This is a genomic window from Alphaproteobacteria bacterium, assembly GCA_041396705.1.
Lineage (GTDB): Bacteria > Pseudomonadota > Alphaproteobacteria > CALKHQ01 > CALKHQ01 > CALKHQ01.
The window spans coordinates 1-15,403 of record JAWKYB010000028.1; the positions used below are offsets into that span (position 1 = coordinate 1).

The window sequence follows — 15,403 nt, forward strand, 5'->3', positions numbered from 1 at the left end:
GTTGCACATCCGTGTCGCCGCCATCCGGTCATGCTGGCACTTGCTTCCGGCCGTCGCCTGGGCGGTTGCCACCGCCGGCGCCTGGCCACATGCGTCGCACGCACAGCCGTTGCTGGCGGAGGTCTGGGCCGACGCCGACATGGCATTGGCCGGCGAGACCGTGACGTTCGCCAGCAGCGACCCCTTCTCGCTGCACGACGCCGCGGCCGGGACGGCGCTGCCGCGCGATGTGCAGGCGACCCTGTTCGTTCCGGATGAAGCCGGGGCGGCGCGGCCGGTGCCGGCGGTGGTGCTGCTGCATGGCGCCGGCGGGGTGCAGGCGGTGCGCGAGACCACCTATGCGCGCCAGCTGGCGGCGCAGGGTATCGCGGCGCTGGTCCTCGATGTCTTCGGCAACCGGCGGGACGTCGCGACCGGCTTCACCGCGCGCGTGCTCAACATCACCGAGGCGATGTTCCTGGCCGATGCCTATGGCGCCTTGCGCTATCTCGACGCCAGGGCCGACGTCGACGGCGAAAGGGTCGCTCTGGTCGGCTTTTCCTATGGCGGGATGGCGACGGTCTACGCCGTCTATGCGCAGGTGGCCGAGATCTTCGCGCCCGGCGGGCCGCGCTTCGCCGGTCATGCGGCCTACTACGCGCCGTGCATCGCGGAGTTCGAGCGCGTGCAGACCACCGGCGCGCCGGTTCTTATGATGTGGGGCACCGCCGACGCGATTGTCGATCCGGACCGGTGCGCCGAGACGATAGCCGACCTGCGCGCTGGCGGCAGTGCGGTCGAGGCGATCGCGTTCGATGGCGCGTTCCACCAGTGGGACGGCGGCTTCGCCACGCCGCGCACCATCGGGCGGGACCTGTCGCCGTGCGCGCTGCGGGTGGCGGCCGATGCGACCACGCGCGACGTGCGGCTCGGCCTGGAAATGAACGGGCCGCTGACGCGCCGGGCGATCCTGGCTACCTGCGTGCGCAACGAGCCGTACATGATCGGCGCCGACGACGCCGTCCGGGCGCAGTCGACCGCGGCGCTGAGCCGGTTCCTGAACGCGACCTTCGCGCTGCCGCAATAGCAGCGGCGGCCGAAGCGGCGGATCGAGTCCGTCGCCCCGGCCGCCGCGCACGGCCCCAGGGAGGGGGGTGGGCTCAGTTGTCGCCCGGTCCCTGATCGGGCGTGCCGTCGTCGTCGCCGCCACCGTTGCCGCCGCCGCCGTTGTCGTCATTGGCATCGTGATTCGGGCCGTCGTCGTTGCCGCCGCCGCGCCCGCCATGGTCGTCGTTGGCGTCGTGGTTCGGGCCGTCGTCGTTGCCGCCGCCGCGCCCGCCGTGATCGTCGTTGGCGTCGTGGTTCGGGCCGTCGTCTGCCCCGCGCTTGCCGCGAGTCGTGTCGTCCTTGCCATGGCCGCCGCCGTGCCCGCCGCGATCATCGTTTGCGTCGTGGTCGGCGCCGTCGTCCGCACCGTTCTTGGCAAAGGCCTGCGCTGACTTGACGCTTAGGCCATCGCTATCGCGGGTCACGGTCACCGGTGCGCTGATCAGCGCGGCAAGGCCCAGAACGCCGGCGGCTGCAATCGTCCCGGCCTTCAACAGAGTCCGCAGAGAAGTCATCGTCTTGCTCCGATCGTTGGTCGTTTGCACTGTCGGGGGCGGTTCGCGGGCCGCCGTGATTGCAATCGGGCCGACAACACGACCGCCGGCAGAAATCGTCCTCGAATGAAAAATTTTTATTTCGGGACGAAGTGGCCGATGGCCGGTGTTATTCGAGCAGGAACGACATCGAACCAACGGTGCGGAGGCGGGGAGGACCGGTGGACCGGGCGCTTGCACAGGAACTTGTCGCGCTGGTGCCGCAGATGCGGCGGTTTGCGCTGTCGCTGACCGGCTCTGCGGCCGAAGCCGACGACGTGGTGCAGGGTGCGGTGGAACGCGCCATTCGCCACATCGACCTGGCAGCGCGGGACGAGACTGGACTGGCTCTACCGCATCGTGCAGAATCAGTTCCTCAACTCGGTGCGGTCGGAGCGGGTTCGCGCACGCCATGGGAACGAGACGAGCAGGGTGCAGGAAACGGCGACAGATCCGCGCCGCAGCATCGAGGCCAGGCTGACGCTGGATGCTGTGCAGGCGGAGTTGCAGTCGCTGGACCCGGAGCAGCGGGCGGTGCTGGTGCTTGTCTGCGTGGAAGGGCAGTCCTACGCCCAGGCTGCCGCGACGCTTGGCGTTCCGGTCGGCACGGTGACCAGCCGGCTGGGGCGGGCGCGGGCGCATCTCAAGCACGTGCTCTACGACGAGCCGGGCGTTTAGCCGGCGGACGACGGAGGCGATGGTGAGCGAAGACCGGATGACTGCGATGGACGACGAGGCCCGGATTGCGGCCCTGCTCGACGGGTCGCTCGACCCGGCGGTGTCGCAGCGGGTCGAGGCCGAGGTGGCGCGCAGCCCGCGCCTGCTGCAGATGCTGGGCGAGTTCGCGCTGCTGAACTGCACCCTGCGGCGGACGGTGACGGCGCCGTTTACCGGACGCAAGCCGGCGTCGGCGTTCATCGGAGGCGGCGGCAGCGTCGTCCGCGGTCCGTGGCGTCGGGCCCTGCCTGCGATGGCGGCGAGCGTGATTGCGCTGGCCGCGGCGGCCGGCGGTTTTTTCGGCGGCCGCGCCGACGGCGAGGCGGCGCTGGAGACCGCCTATCTCGAGGTCTATGAGGCGCGCGAGCAGACGCTGGACCGCGCGCTCGAAGCATCGGCCAGCGGCGAGGCGGTGGCCTGGGCCAAGCCGGGCACCAGCTGGACCCTGGAGATCACGCCGATCCGCACCTACCGCTCGGCCGACGAGCGCTGGTGCCGCGAGTACCGCTCCGCCGAGGAAATCGGCAGCGTGCTCGAGGTGAGGCTGGGCGTCGCCTGTCGCGCCGGCGACGGCCACTGGCAGACCCAGATGGAGCAGATGGTCGAGAGCTGAGCCGGGCTGCGCCCGCTCAGCCGCACAGGATCCTCAGCAGGCGCTCCAGCTCGCGACCCTGCTTCTCGACGATCTGCTGCGCTTCGTCCTTCAGCGCCTGGATGTTGCCGGCATTGGCCGCGTCCATGTCGTCGAGCGCGAGATCGAGGTCGGTATCGAAGCGGAAATACCGCTGGTCCTGGCCGGCATCGCTGTCCGGCAGGATCTGGCGCAGCTGATAGTCCGCGGCATCGGCCGCGCCGTCCATCATCACGCTGATGATCGGCCTGATCCAGCCGATCGCGCCCCAGTCCTTCGCATCGTCATAGGGGATGCGCCGCGTCGCGGTGCCGGTGCCGAGCGAGACGACGATGATGTCCTCGTGCCTGGCTCCGTGCGCATAGGCCTCGACATAGGCGCACATGCCGGGGTTGTTGACGAAGACCCCGCCGTCGACGAGCACGCGGCGCGACGTGTTCGACGCCATGCCCTTGACCACGGCCGGCTCGAAGAAGGTCGGCGCGGCCGACGTCGCCCGGGCGACGTCGCGCAGATAGTGGTTGCGATCCTTCTTTTCGCGCGCCCGGCGGGTCTTGAAGAAATAGGGTTCGCGCCGCTCGATGTCGTAGCTGGTCACCACGATCGGCACGAGACATTCGGCCAGCGTCGCGTCGCCCAGATACTGCTTCAGCAACCGCTCGAGCGGCCGGTGGTCGTACTGCTCGTCGGTGGCGCCGCCGACCGACGTGATCCCGCGCCAGAGCGAGCGGTGGAAGATCTCCGCACCGCGTTCGACATAGAACGCCAGCATTTCCGCGGCGCTATAGCGCGGCTTGTCGTCGGCCTTGGGTGCGCTGAGGCCGGTGGCGAGGATGCCGCCGGTCGACGTGCCGACCATCAGGTCGAACATCTCGGCGATGCCGCGTCCGGCCTCCTCCTCCAGATATTGCAGCAGAACGCCCGGGATCACCCCGCGAATGCCGCCGCCGTCGATCGAGAGCACCTTGAACATGGCCCGCCTCCTCCGCCGATCGCGCATGCTAGGCCGTCGCCCCGGCGCCCGCATGTGGCCTTCGGCACAGCGTAGCGCCGGCCGCCCGGGCTTGCGCGAAAAGGCGGCGGCCGCGGCGGCGGCGCATGCTATGTAGGCCGCGGGACAGCCAGCGCGGGGCGGCATGAACGACAGCTGGGTCGGCATCGTCAACTATCTGGTCTCGCTGGGGACCGTCGGCGGCATCTATGCCGTGGTCGCGCTCGGGCTCAACGTGCAGTGGGGCTTCACCGGCCTGTTCAACGCCGGCATCGCGGGCTTCTATGCCATCGGCGCCTATGTCTCGGCGATCCTGACGACACCGGAGTCGGCGAACCATCTGGGCGGCTTCGGGCTGCCGGTGGCCGCGGGCTGGGTGGCGGCGATGGTCGCGGCGGGCCTGCTGGCCTGGGGGGTCGGCGTGGTCTGCATCAGGCTGCGCAGCGACTATCTGGCGATCGCGACCATCGGCATCGCCGAGATCCTGCGCCTGGTGCTGAAGAACGAGCTGTGGCTGACCAACGGCCCGCGCGGCATCCAGCGCATCCCGCGCCCGTTCGAAAGCCTGGGCCCGCCCTATGCCGACCTGGCTTATCTGGGCCTGATCGCCGCAATCGTCCTGCTGCTGTTCCTGCTGCTGCAACGCGCGTCGGCCTCGCCGTGGGGGCGGACGATGCGCGCGATCCGCGAGAACGACGTGGCGGCGGAAGCGGTCGGCAAGAACGTGATCCGCTTCCGGCTGGAGGCGTTCATCGTCGGCAGCATGCTGATGGGGCTGGGCGGCGCGATGCAGGCGCACCTGACCAAGTTCATCGGCGTCGAAGCGACCGAGCCGCTGATGACCACCTTCCTGGTCTGGGTGATGCTGATCATCGGCGGCAGCGGCAACAACCTGGGTGCGGTGTTCGGGCCGTTGCTGATCTGGGCGATCTGGTCGGCGACCGAGCTGGTGACCGCCCAACTGCCGGCCGACTGGATCACGCGCGCGGCCTATATCCGCATCTTTCTGATCGGCCTGCTGTTGCAGATCGTGCTGCAGCGCTTCGCGCGCGGACTGTTTCCGGAGCGGGTGCCGAAGGCGGTGCGCCGCGAGGTCGGCGCCGGCTGAACCTTGGCCAGCCGGGTGCGGCTATGACGCCAGGCTGAGACGGCTGCCGGCCGCCGCGGGTGCCGGGGCGCGCAGGCGATAGGCGGGGAACACCAGCCGCGCCGTCGTGCCGTCACCGTTGCGGCGGTCGAGCAGCAGATCTGCGCCGTGCATCCGGGCCAGCCTGTCGACGATCGGCAGACCCAGGCCCATGCCTTCGTGGGACCTGGCGTCGCCCTCGTCGGCCTGGACGAAGGCCCGCTTCAGCTCCTCGATCCGCCGGGTGTCGACGCCCCGGCCCTGGTCGTGCACCGCCACCGTCAGGCCGCGCTCGACATCCCGCTCGATGGCAATCCGCACCGTCGCGTTGCAGTGCGAGAACTTGATCGCGTTGTCGAGAAGTTGCGCGACCATGTGCTCGAACTGCCCGCGGTCGGCGTACAGCCACGCGGCCGGGCCGCACTCCTCGAATTGGACGGTCACGTCGCCGCGGCCGGTGACCGGCAGGACCGTCGCCGCGACGGCGCGGACGATGTCGAGCGGGTCGAACGCAGACTCGTTCAGCTCGAACTCGTCGGCCGCGGCGCGGGCGTAGGTGAGGATCCGCTCCACGGTCTGGTGCAGGCGGGTGCCGCAGCTGTGGATCGATTCGACGAACTCGCGATAGCGCGGATTGCCGATCGGGCCGTGGATCTCGGCCTCCATCAGCTCGCACAGGCCGAGTATGCCGGTCAGCGGCGTGCGCAGCTCGTGGCCGGCCATCGACAGGAACCGGTGCTTGGCGGCCTCGGCATCGGCCGCCAGCCGCTCCGCCCGTTGCACGCGGGCCGACGTGTCGGCCCTGGCTTCCAACAGGCTGCGCCGCAGCGCCATCTCGGACGTGATCGAGGCGGCGACGTCCTTCAGCCGGCCGATCAGCGCGGGGCTCAGCCCCGCGGGCCGCGGCGCGAAGTCGACCATGCACAGCGTGCCGAGCCGCACGCCTTCCGGCACGGTCAGCGGAAAGCCGGCATAGAAGCGCAGGTGCATCTCGCCGGTGACCAGCGGGTTGTCGGCGAAGCGCGGATCCTGGGACGCGTCGGGCACGATCAGCGGGTCGCTGCGCATGATCGCGTGCTGGCAGAACGAGATGTCGCGCGGGGTCTCGGCCACATCCAGGCCAACCTTGGCCTTGAACCACTGGCGTTCCTGGTCGATCAGCGAGATCAGCGCGACCGGAACCTCGGCCAGCTCCGCGGCCAGTCTCACCAGACGGTCGAACGCCGGCTCCGCCTCGCTGTCGAGGATGCGATAGCTGCGCAGGACGGCAAGCCGGTAGTCCTCGTTGAACGGCAATGGACAGCCATTCTGCATTCCGCTGACCGAAGTCCTTAATCGTCGGTTGCAACCCGATGGGTATTACGAGGCATACAGACGAATGGTTTAGCTGGGATTAGCGCGTGCGACGCCTTGTCCCTCAGGGGTGCTCGCCGAGGACGGCCGCCGGGTCGAAGCCGCACTCGGCGGCGATCCGCCCGAATGCGTCGGCGAAACCCTGTAGCGGGAAGCGGTGGGTCGCCGGCGCGCCGGTGCCGGTGTCGACGGTTACCGCGACCTCCGCGCCGGTGCCGAGAGCCCGGGCCACCGGCGCGATCGACAGCGGCACGAACGCATAGCCGTTGCGCAGCGCCATCGGAAACGTCGTGCCGTCGATGGCGATGGTGACGCGGGTGTCCTCGGCGATGTCGTCCGCCGGGTCGAAGCGGATGTGGTTGTCGAACACCAGCAGCCACAGGCCGTCGTCCGGGTCGGACTCCGCTGCGCGGCTGTAGGCGCTGCACGACCACGAGCCGTCGTCGCGCGGGGACGTCACCGCCGTCCAGGTGTCGGCGTAGCGGCCCAGCACCAGCCGGTCGGGACGGTAGGCCGCGGTGCCGGGACAGCCGCCGTCGCTGACCGCCGGGAAAAAGAAGCTGCGCCGGTCCGGCCCTGCGGCCTGGCTCTCGATGCCGTTGCGCGCACTGGCCTCGTAGCGCTCGCAGCCCGGCGCGATCGCCAGCCTGATCTCGGCGCCGAACTCCGGCTCGGGGATCAGGCCGGCATGCCGGGCCGCCATGCAGATGTTGCTGCCCGCGGCATAGGTCCAGCTGCCGGCGACGCCGCCGATCGTCTGCAACAGCGTGCCTTCGTAGGGCTGCGGCGCATCGGGAGCGGCCAACTCGTCGGTGAGTTCGGACAGGTCGAGCAGCAGGCCGCCGCGCGGCGGCCCCCAGGTGCAGGTCAACGTGGCCGTTTCGCTTGGCGGCGGCGGATAGTCGTTCAGCGTGCGCGCGCACGGATCGGCCGCGGCCGACCGCGCCCAGCTGGCGCAGCTTCCCGCGATCAGGGCGGCCAGCAACGCGAGACGCACGTTCACCGCCCGCTCACAGGGTCCGGTATTCCGGCTCCTCGCGGTCTAGGATGCGCTTGATCGCGTCGAAGTGCAGCGTCACCTGCTGTTCCTCGCCCTCGATCTGGGCGACCGACTGGTCCAGGATATGCTCCGGCAGCCGACGCAGCGGCTTGCCGGTCGACATCGCCAGCACCTGCACCTGCGCCGCCCGCTCCAGGTAGTAGAGCGTGTCGAAGGCCCAGGCCATGTTGCGGCCGGTGACCATGACGCCGTGGTTGCCCATCATGCACACCGGCTTGTTGCCCATCGCCCGGGCGATGCGGTCGCCCTCGTCGTCCGACAGGGCGACGCCGTTGAATTCCTCGTCATAGGCGATGCGGTCGTGGAAGCGCAGGCTGGAGATGTAGGTCGGCTCCAGCCGTCCGTTGTCCAGGCAGGTCAGCGCGGTGGCATAGGGCATGTGGGTGTGCAGCGCGGCGGTGGCGTGCGGCAGCCGCGCGTGCAGCCGGCCGTGGATGTGGAACGCCGTCGGCTCCACCGTGTGCTTGCCGCTGACGATGCGGCCGTCGACGTTCAGCCGCATCATGTCGCCCGCAGTCAGTTCCGACCAGTGGAAGCCCTGCGGGTTGATCAGATACTCGGTGCCGTCGTCGTTGACGGCCAGGCTGAAGTGGTTGCAGACGCCCTCGTTCAGGCCCAGCCGGCAGGCCCAGCGCAGGGCGGCGGCCAGGTCGATGCGGCCCTGGCGTTCGCGTTCATCCATGTGTCGTCCTCCCCCTGTGGTCGCGCCAGCGCTCCTCGAGCTCGATGGCGATGCGCTCCAGCCGGCCCATCACCCACATCGACAGCACGACGGCGCCGGTGAACAGATAGATGCCCTCGTGCACCCAGACCGACGATATCAGCGATACGCTCAAGCCGGCGACCACGATGGCAAAGATGAAGACGTCGAGCATCGACCATTTGCCGAGCTGCTCAATCCGCCGCACCAGGCGCAGCGGCGCGCGCACCTCCAGGCTGGCCCAGCGCCACGCCCACAGCCCGAGCACGATCTTCAACAGCGGAAAGATCATCGAGAACACGACGATGACCGCGAACAGGAAATACTGCTCGTCATTCCATAGCGCGATCGCGGCACCCAGGATCGACAGGTCGTCCTCGACCAGCGGCACCGATTCCACCGTGATCGCCGGCAGGTAGACGCCGAGCAGCAGGCAGGCCAGCGCCACCAGCAACAGCGGCGTCAGCAGCCAGCGGTCCGGCACGTCGGCGTGCCGGCACAGCGCTTCCTTGGCCGGGCTCAGCATGCGGCGAAGCCGTCCTTGCCGCGCGACCCGCTCCGCAGTGCGTCATCCCGCGGCTCGGCCCGGGGATCTCTTTGGGACGGGGCGCCGACGGCAACAGGTCCCCGGTTCGAGCCCGGGGATGACGTGCTGTGGGAGACGATGGCAGGTCGGCCGGGCATTCCGCCTCAATAGGCCTTGGCGAAGATGGCGTCGGTGGTTGCCGGCTTGCCGGTCAGCACGCATTTGCCCTCGGTCCCCGACTGGTCGAACGGCAGGCATCGGATCGACACGCCGAGGTCGGCCAGCTTCGCCTCCGACTCCCGCTCGCCGCACCACTTGGCGCGGACGAAGCCGCGCTCGGCGTCGTAGGCGTCGGCGCCCTTGCCGCCGAAATACTCGCGGAAGTCGTCGTAGGTGGCGATGTCGTCGCGGCTGCGCTGCCGGCGATAGGCCAGCGCCTGGCCGAACAGCGACCGGTGCAACTCGTCGAGCTGCGCGGCGATGCCGCCGACGAACTCGGCGCGGCCGACGATCGCCTTCTTCTCGCCCAGCCGGTCGCGGCGGACGAAGGCGACGCCATCGTTCTCGATGTCGCGTGGCCCGACCTCGGCGACGATCGGCGTGCCCTTCTTGATCCACTCCCAGCGCTTGTCCTGCGAGGGCAGGTCGCGGGCGTCGACCCGCACCCGCACCGGCGCGCCGGCGTATGACTGGGCCGACAGCTCGTCGGCGATGCGGTTGGCGTAGTCCAGCACCGGGCCGGCCTGGCTGGGGTCGCGGATGATCGGCACGATCATCACCTGGCGCGGCGCCACCTTCGGCGGCACGCGCAGGCCGTCGTCGTCGCCATGGGTCATGATCAGCGCGCCGATCAGCCGGGTCGACGAGCCCCAGGAGGTGGTCCAGACATAGTCCAGCCCCTCCTCGCGGGTCTGGAAGCGGATGTTGGCGGCCTTGGCGAAATTCTGGCCGAGGAAGTGCGAGGTGCCGGACTGCAGCGCCTTGCCGTCCTGCATCATCGCCTCGATGGTGGTGGTGCGGTCGGCGCCGGGGAAGCGCTCGCTCTCCGACTTCTCGCCGGGGATGACCGGGATCGCCATCACGTCCTCGACCACCTCGCGATAGACCTCCAGCATCCGCATCATCTCCTCCACCGCCTCGTCGGCGGTGGCGTGCGCGGTATGGCCCTCCTGCCAGAGGAACTCGGAGGTGCGCAGGAAGATGCGCGGCCGCATTTCCCAGCGCACCACGTTGGCCCACTGGTTCACCAGCACCGGCAGGTCGCGATAACTCTGGATCCAGTCGCGGAACGCCTCGCCGATGATGGTCTCGGAGGTCGGCCGCACGATCAGCGGCTCCTCCAGCTCGCCCTCCGGCACCAGCTTGCCGTCGTGCATCGCCAGCCGGTGGTGGGTGACCACCGCCATCTCCTTGGCGAAGCCCTCGACGTGCTGGGCCTCCTTCTCGATGAAGCGCAGCGGGATGAACAGCGGGAAATAGCAGTTGTCGTGACCGGTGGCCTTGATGCGGTCGTCCATCGCCCGCTGCACCAACTCCCAGATGCCGTAGCCCCAGGGCTTGATCACCATGCAGCCGCGCACCGGCGCATTGTCCGCCATGTCGGCGGCGCGGATGATCTGCTGGTACCAGCCGGGATAGTCCTCCGCCCGGGTGGGCGAGATCGCATGCGTCGGGGCCTTGGCCATCGGTGGGTCCTGTGCTGTGACGGCGGCGAGGGGCGGGCGGAGGATTAGCGGAATGTGCGGCGGGGGGCAATGCGGGGGCGAACAGCATGCAACGTCGGGCGCTCCGGCATCGGCCCCGTGGATGGCCGGATCAAGCCCGGCCAAGGCGGTAGCAACAGAAATCCGGGAAATCCGGGGACACGGAAATCCGGGGACACTATTCCTGGCCGGGAAATCCGGGGACACTATTCCTAATTCTCCGACTGCTTTGGCTTCCGCCCTGGCTTGCGGCGCTTGAGCTGGCGGCCGGTCGCCGCCTCCAGCTTTGCCACGAAGCCGTCGCTGCCCAGCGGGCGACCTGTTCGCGCATGCGCCTCGATCGCTGCTGCGGCCTCGTCGGTCAGGTCGCCCGCCTCCAGCCCGTGGCGCAGCATCGCCCGCCAGTTGCGGTGCAGACCGGCGGTGCACTTGAGGTCGGTGAGCCCGTCCGCCTGCCCCTCGACATGGGCCTGCGCGCTCGACCAGCGCCACGCCTCGGCGCGGGTGACGAGGCCGGCCCGCACGGGATTCAGCTCCACATAGCGGACCGCCGTCACCAGGTGGGCGTCATCCATCGGATAGCTCGCAAACCGCCCCTGCCACAGATAGCCCGTCCATCCGTGGGCGGAATTGATGCGCCGCGAGTAGCGCCGGTGCGCCTCCGACAGGGCAGCGCGCAGACCGTCCTCGCTCGCGGGCACGAGGATCAGGTGCACGTGGTTGGGCATCAGGCACCAGGCGAGGCAGCGCACGTCCTCGCTCCGGCAGGCAGCCGAGACCAGGGCGACATAGGCCGCATAGTCGGCATCCTCGAAGAACACGTCCTGGCGGCGGTTGCCCCGCTGCGTGACGTGGTGGGCGACGCCGGGAACGACGATGCGCGCGAGCCGAGCCATGGCTTAGCCTAGCCGAGCGATTTGCGAGGTGCAATTAGGTACTGTGTCCCTAGATAGTCGCCGCACTCGGGAGCATATCTCACGGGGGACGGCTCAATACACGCAGCACCGGTCGAACATCGTCCGGTAGGCTGACTCGTCGGTTTCCTCGTTCATCGGCGGGATCACGCAGAAATACGGGTTCTCTTCGAAGAAGGCGCGGCACTGCTCGTCGTCGTCGGGCTTGTCCGCGCCGCAGGCCTCCGCGCTGTAGGTGTCGCGGCCGAGGTCGGGCTCGGCTCCGGCGGCCAGGCGCTGGGCGAGGTGGGTGGCGACGGCGGCCATGGTCTCGCCGTAGTAGGCGGTCGGCGCATAGAGATAGGGCCGGCCGACAAGGGCCGGGGTGCGGTCGCTGGGCGTGCGGGCCAGCGGCAGGCCCTCGACGAACAGGCGCTCGAGGATGTCGTACATGGCCGAGATGTGGGCGATCGAGTTGGTCACCGTCGCCCAGCCGATCACCAGTTCGCCGTTGAACGCCTGCGAGACGCGCGCGAAATCGCCGTGCACGGCATTGGCCATGCAGCCGTCGACGACGACGGCGAGCAGCCGCGGCGGCACCCGTCGGCTGTCCGCCGGCCCGTCGCGCAGCGCACAGCCGATGGCATCGAATGTCAGGGTCTCGTTTTCGCTCAAGCCCACGCACATCGTGTTGGAGTGGGTGTTCAGGTAGAGCACGTCGCCCTGGCCTAGGCTGCCGACCAGCGCCAGGAACGTGGCCTGGTCGGTCACCCGCGTCGGGTGGTGCCGGGCCGGGCCGATCAGGGGCAGCGGATCGAAATGGGCCACCATCTCGGCGACGCGGTTGTCGAGCGCGTCGCCCAGCGTGAGAAACAGCGAGTCGGCCCGCGCCGGCCCGGCCAGCAGCGGCAGCATCCAGGCAAGCACGCACAGGGTTCGGCAGGGAAACGGCATCGGCGAGGCCTCGCGGTTTGGTTGGCGTTGGAGGCGCAGGTTGCCAGGCCGACGAGCGCGGTGCCTTGCTTGCGGTCAATGACCGCGCGCCGCGGGAAACCCGCAGTCGGACGCCTGTCGCGCCCGCGCCCGTCATTTGGCGCCCGCGTCCGCGTGCCGCGCCCCGTCGATGCGGCGGCGGGTGGCGCTGCGCTCAGGGCCGGTTGCCGAAAGCGCGGTCGAGCAGGCCGATCAGCTCGGTCGTTTCGGGGTGATCGTTGACCGCCGGGGCGGCCAGCCTGCGGGCGACCGGCACCACGCGAAGGATGTCGCTGCCGGGGATCGGCACGAAGCAGCGCAGCGTGTCGACGCCGGCGTCGAAGACGGTCGGCTCGCCTGTCTCGACAAGGTCGCCGTCGCGGATCGCCCAGGCAAGTTCGACGATCCGCGCGAGGTCCGCCGCCGGCACGGTCCGGTCGAGCGGCACGGCGCCGGCATAGCGCGCCTGCAGGCTGCGGGCCGACGGCGGCGGCGGGGGAATCACGACGCCGGGACCGGCCGCGCCGGACGCGGAGCCGTCCGCGCGCGTGGGATCGTAGCCCAGGATGCGTCCGTCGCTGGCGATCCCCAGCACCCAATGGATGGGCGGATAGAGGTCGGGCCAGGCGGCATTGCTGTACTCCTGCTCGCACAGGATCGGCGGTGCCGGCTGCGGCGCCGGGTCTGCCGCCACGCATCCCGCAACCAGCAGGCAGGCGGAAACGCCGCCGCGCCACGTTCCGATCCAGGTCATCGGCTGCTCCCCGTCGGTCGGCGCCCGATCAAGGCCGGACCGGCCATTCAACCGCGCCGAACAAGGCGGAAATCCGGCTCTCATGCGACCGGAGGTCCGGAACGCCGCCGCCAGCGCGGCCTCAGCCCCCGACCGCCTCGGCCGCCGTCGTCCCGCGGTAGCGGCGGTCCGTGACCTCGTCGCGCAGATGGGCGAGCTCGGCGGCGAGCGCGCGGCGGCCGGCTTCGGCTTGCGCGCCGGTCGGGTTGTCGGCGATCTCGGAGGCCGGGTCGCCGGCCACCCGGGTGGCGATCAGCACGCGCGGCCTGGCGTAGTCGTAGGGCCGCGCCCGGTGCAGCAGGCAGCGGTTGTCCCACAGCAGGCTGTCGCCCGGCTGCCAATGGTGTGCGTAGACGCGGGATGGCTCGGAGACGATGAACTCGGTCAGCGCCTGCAGCAGGGCCCGGCTCTCGTCGCGGCCGAGCCCGGGAATGCCGAAGGCGTGGCGGGCGACGAAGATGCTCCTGCCGCCGGTCTCCGGGTGCAGCTTGACCAGCGGCCGCAGATACGCGTTGCCCTCGAAGATCGAGTCCGGCCGGATCGGCGGAAAATCGCCGAGGTCGTTCGCCTGCGAGTATTCGGAGGCGTGATAGGCCGCCAGATGCGCGATCCGCCGTTTCGTCGCCGCGTCGAGAGCGGTCCATGCAGCCCGGCAATCCGCCAGTTCGGTCTCGCCGCCGGCGTCCGGCACCTCGACCGCCGAGAGCATGGCGCACTTGCTGGAGACCAGCCGGTAGGTCGAGTCCGTGTGCCAGGCCTCGTTGCCGATGTTGATGCGCATGACCTGGGTCTCGAGGTCGAGCGTGTCGCCGTATTCGCCTTCGCGCAGCCGCGGCCGGTTGGCCATCGGGATGGGGCCGAACTCGAGCGGGCCGAACCGCTCGCAGAAGTCCACATTCTGCTGCTCGGTCAGGAACTGGCCGGGAAAGCACAGGAAGCCGTATTCCAGGAAGGCTTCATGGATGCTGGCGAACGCGCCATCGTCGATGCCGGCGAGGCGGACGCCGGTGACGACGGCGCCGAAGGTCTTGCCGGCGACCGGCGTGATCACCATCGCGCTCATGCCTGCTTCCCCGCTACCACGCAGCCCCTTATGTCGGGCCAGTCTAGTGCCGGACGGTCGCTACCCTCCAGTACGACCTGCGCGCGCGCTCACTTTGTTGTCCCGTCGGCGGTCGAATCGGTGCACCATCCCGGCAACCGAAACAGCAGGGTCACCCGCGATGAGTTTGTTCGTCCTCGAAGCGTTCGAATACGTCCATGCCGCCCATGCCGCGGAATATGAGCGGCGCGGTGCGGCCATCCAGGCCAAGGTGAAGGCGATCGAGCCGGACATGCTGGTGCATCTGCAGACCAGGATCGCCACGACCGACACCGAGGTGACCTATCGCTGGCTCGAGGTGTTCCGCAACTTCGAAGGCATGGCTGCCCATTTCGACGGCGCGCACGTGAAGGAGCACCTGCGCTATCTGAACGACGGCGTGCTGTCGCGGCCGACGGACCTCAAGCTACACGTCGACTGGACCGCGGAACAGAAGGCCGCGTGGCGCGCGCGCGTGCCGAGCATCGAGTTCGTCGACCCGGTGAACGCGTTCTTCCGGACGGTCTGACGATCGCGCCGACCGATCGCGCCCCGCTGCGGCGCGCCGGTCCGAACATGGGGAATCGACCCCATGGCCATGCCGGCGGCGATGGGCGACACTGCACAGATCGAAGGCAGGCCGGGTCGCGGGCTGTCGCAAGGACAGCTGGAGACGACGCCACGATGACGAAACCCGCACACGGCCGCCGTGCGATCCGCGGCGGCCTGGCCGCCTGCATCGCGATGAGCCTCGCCGCCTGCGTCCCGGTGGCCGGCACGCCGCAGGGCCCGGGGGTCGGGCCCGGCCCTGGTTTCGGTCCGGCCGCATCGAACGGCGTCTGGTCGGTGCCGTTCTTCGATACCCAGGGCGCGCCGTGGACCACCAGCGAGGGCGCGCTGCGCATGCGCAACGTCGAGGAACTGGCCGGCCCGACCTCGTTGTTCCTCTACGGCGTCTACGAGGACGGCACGCGCCTGGTCTGGGGCACGCTCGACTATGCGACCGGCAAGTGGCAGGGCAACTGGGCGCGCGCCGGCGGGCCGGTGGCCTGTCCGATCGCGCTGCCGCCGCCGCCGCAGCTTGTCGGCGAGGGCTTCCAGTTCCAGCAGCCGCTCTACGTCTGGGGCACGTTCGACGTGACCATGCAGGGCGAGATCGCCTTCGACGGCAGCTGGGGCAGCTGCGGCATTCCGGTCGGCGCGGCGTGGACCGGCCGGGCGCAGGGGGCCTGATTGCC

At 69.8% G+C, this 15,403-nt stretch carries 17 protein-coding genes and 1 pseudogene; 7 read left to right on the forward strand and 11 right to left on the reverse strand.

Annotated features, from left to right (window positions below; all coding sequences use genetic code 11):
• Positions 1 to 1,066 (forward strand): alpha/beta fold hydrolase (locus R3F55_25375; protein MEZ5670708.1); only part of this gene is annotated, 1,066 nt, incomplete at its 5' end.
• Between the two features lie 73 nt (positions 1,067 to 1,139).
• On the opposite strand, the gene R3F55_25380 is transcribed toward R3F55_25375, so the two are convergent.
• Positions 1,140 to 1,580, reverse strand: a complete 441-nt coding sequence (locus R3F55_25380) for a hypothetical protein (protein ID MEZ5670709.1) — start codon at positions 1,578 to 1,580, stop codon at positions 1,140 to 1,142.
• 266 nt (positions 1,581 to 1,846) lie between these two features.
• Between R3F55_25380 and R3F55_25385 the strand changes: the two are divergent.
• The 3 genes and pseudogenes from R3F55_25385 to R3F55_25395 all read left to right on the forward strand — a co-directional run bounded on the left by R3F55_25385 (position 1,847) and on the right by R3F55_25395 (position 2,949).
• Positions 1,847 to 1,890 (forward strand): annotated as a pseudogene (locus tag R3F55_25385) (hypothetical protein).
• A gap of 113 nt (positions 1,891 to 2,003) precedes the next feature.
• Positions 2,004 to 2,297 carry an RNA polymerase sigma factor gene (locus R3F55_25390; protein MEZ5670710.1) on the forward strand — a complete coding sequence of 98 codons (294 nt, stop codon included), beginning with the start codon at positions 2,004 to 2,006 and terminating at the stop codon, positions 2,295 to 2,297.
• A 22-nt stretch (positions 2,298 to 2,319) separates the two neighbouring features.
• Complete coding sequence (locus R3F55_25395) at positions 2,320 to 2,949, forward strand: hypothetical protein (protein ID MEZ5670711.1); 630 nt, start codon at positions 2,320 to 2,322, stop codon at positions 2,947 to 2,949.
• A 16-nt stretch (positions 2,950 to 2,965) separates the two neighbouring features.
• Here R3F55_25395 and R3F55_25400 read toward each other — a convergent pair whose 3' ends face one another.
• Positions 2,966 to 3,940, reverse strand: coding sequence for a patatin-like phospholipase family protein (locus tag R3F55_25400; protein MEZ5670712.1), 975 nt, complete (start codon positions 3,938 to 3,940; stop codon positions 2,966 to 2,968).
• 163 nt (positions 3,941 to 4,103) lie between these two features.
• Between R3F55_25400 and R3F55_25405 the strand changes: the two genes are divergently transcribed.
• Entirely contained in the window at positions 4,104 to 5,066 is a 963-nt protein-coding gene (locus R3F55_25405; GenBank protein ID MEZ5670713.1) for a branched-chain amino acid ABC transporter permease, read from the forward strand.
• 21 nt (positions 5,067 to 5,087) lie between these two features.
• Here the strand turns inward: R3F55_25405 and R3F55_25410 are convergent, their stop codons facing one another.
• From R3F55_25410 to R3F55_25450, 9 genes are all read right to left on the reverse strand, one after another.
• Entirely contained in the window at positions 5,088 to 6,398 is a 1,311-nt protein-coding gene (locus tag R3F55_25410; protein ID MEZ5670714.1) for a GAF domain-containing sensor histidine kinase, read from the reverse strand.
• A gap of 103 nt (positions 6,399 to 6,501) precedes the next feature.
• Positions 6,502 to 7,440 (reverse strand): LCCL domain-containing protein, encoded by a 939-nt coding sequence (locus tag R3F55_25415; GenBank protein ID MEZ5670715.1) that lies wholly within the window; start codon positions 7,438 to 7,440, stop codon positions 6,502 to 6,504.
• Between the two features lie 7 nt (positions 7,441 to 7,447).
• Entirely contained in the window at positions 7,448 to 8,179 is a 732-nt protein-coding gene (locus tag R3F55_25420) for an aldolase (protein MEZ5670716.1), read from the reverse strand.
• Positions 8,172 to 8,723 carry a paraquat-inducible protein A gene (locus R3F55_25425; GenBank protein ID MEZ5670717.1) on the reverse strand — a complete coding sequence of 184 codons (552 nt, stop codon included), beginning with the start codon at positions 8,721 to 8,723 and terminating at the stop codon, positions 8,172 to 8,174. The genes R3F55_25420 and R3F55_25425 overlap by 8 nt, the downstream gene beginning before the upstream one ends.
• Positions 8,724 to 8,887: 164 nt before the next feature.
• Positions 8,888 to 10,408: a proline--tRNA ligase gene (gene proS, locus R3F55_25430; protein MEZ5670718.1), complete on the reverse strand. Its 1,521-nt coding sequence runs from the start codon at positions 10,406 to 10,408 to the stop codon at positions 8,888 to 8,890.
• A 230-nt stretch (positions 10,409 to 10,638) separates the two neighbouring features.
• Positions 10,639 to 11,322 carry a transposase gene (locus R3F55_25435; protein MEZ5670719.1) on the reverse strand — a complete coding sequence of 228 codons (684 nt, stop codon included), beginning with the start codon at positions 11,320 to 11,322 and terminating at the stop codon, positions 10,639 to 10,641.
• A 93-nt stretch (positions 11,323 to 11,415) separates the two neighbouring features.
• Positions 11,416 to 12,273: a hypothetical protein gene (locus R3F55_25440; GenBank protein ID MEZ5670720.1), complete on the reverse strand. Its 858-nt coding sequence runs from the start codon at positions 12,271 to 12,273 to the stop codon at positions 11,416 to 11,418.
• Between the two features lie 193 nt (positions 12,274 to 12,466).
• Positions 12,467 to 13,045 (reverse strand): hypothetical protein, encoded by a 579-nt coding sequence (locus tag R3F55_25445; GenBank protein MEZ5670721.1) that lies wholly within the window; start codon positions 13,043 to 13,045, stop codon positions 12,467 to 12,469.
• A 121-nt stretch (positions 13,046 to 13,166) separates the two neighbouring features.
• The gene (locus R3F55_25450; GenBank protein ID MEZ5670722.1) at positions 13,167 to 14,147 is read right to left on the reverse strand and encodes a TauD/TfdA family dioxygenase; all 981 of its coding nucleotides are present in this window, start codon (positions 14,145 to 14,147) and stop codon (positions 13,167 to 13,169) included.
• 160 nt (positions 14,148 to 14,307) lie between these two features.
• On the opposite strand from R3F55_25450, the gene R3F55_25455 reads away from it, so the two are divergent.
• The gene (locus tag R3F55_25455) at positions 14,308 to 14,694 is read left to right on the forward strand and encodes a hypothetical protein (protein MEZ5670723.1); all 387 of its coding nucleotides are present in this window, start codon (positions 14,308 to 14,310) and stop codon (positions 14,692 to 14,694) included.
• Between the two features lie 155 nt (positions 14,695 to 14,849).
• The gene (locus R3F55_25460; protein ID MEZ5670724.1) at positions 14,850 to 15,398 is read left to right on the forward strand and encodes a hypothetical protein; all 549 of its coding nucleotides are present in this window, start codon (positions 14,850 to 14,852) and stop codon (positions 15,396 to 15,398) included.
• Positions 15,399 to 15,403 lie beyond the last annotated feature (5 nt).

Excerpts from the sequence above, each read along its gene's own strand:
- R3F55_25410 (MEZ5670714.1), bottom strand. The coding sequence starts at position 6,398 with ATGCAGAATGGCTGTCCATTGCCGTTCAACGAGGACTACCGGCTTGCC.
- R3F55_25400 (MEZ5670712.1), bottom strand. The coding sequence starts at position 3,940 with ATGTTCAAGGTGCTCTCGATCGACGGCGGCGGCATTCGCGGGGTGATC.
- R3F55_25450 (MEZ5670722.1), bottom strand. The coding sequence starts at position 14,147 with ATGAGCGCGATGGTGATCACGCCGGTCGCCGGCAAGACCTTCGGCGCC.
- R3F55_25445 (MEZ5670721.1), bottom strand. The coding sequence starts at position 13,045 with ATGACCTGGATCGGAACGTGGCGCGGCGGCGTTTCCGCCTGCCTGCTG.
- proS (MEZ5670718.1), bottom strand. The coding sequence starts at position 10,408 with ATGGCCAAGGCCCCGACGCATGCGATCTCGCCCACCCGGGCGGAGGAC.
- R3F55_25455 (MEZ5670723.1), top strand. The coding sequence starts at position 14,308 with ATGAGTTTGTTCGTCCTCGAAGCGTTCGAATACGTCCATGCCGCCCAT.
- R3F55_25440 (MEZ5670720.1), bottom strand. The coding sequence starts at position 12,273 with ATGCCGTTTCCCTGCCGAACCCTGTGCGTGCTTGCCTGGATGCTGCCG.
- R3F55_25460 (MEZ5670724.1), top strand. The coding sequence starts at position 14,850 with ATGACGAAACCCGCACACGGCCGCCGTGCGATCCGCGGCGGCCTGGCC.
- R3F55_25425 (MEZ5670717.1), bottom strand. The coding sequence starts at position 8,723 with ATGCTGAGCCCGGCCAAGGAAGCGCTGTGCCGGCACGCCGACGTGCCG.
- R3F55_25420 (MEZ5670716.1), bottom strand. The coding sequence starts at position 8,179 with ATGGATGAACGCGAACGCCAGGGCCGCATCGACCTGGCCGCCGCCCTG.
- R3F55_25405 (MEZ5670713.1), top strand. The coding sequence starts at position 4,104 with ATGAACGACAGCTGGGTCGGCATCGTCAACTATCTGGTCTCGCTGGGG.
- R3F55_25435 (MEZ5670719.1), bottom strand. The coding sequence starts at position 11,322 with ATGGCTCGGCTCGCGCGCATCGTCGTTCCCGGCGTCGCCCACCACGTC.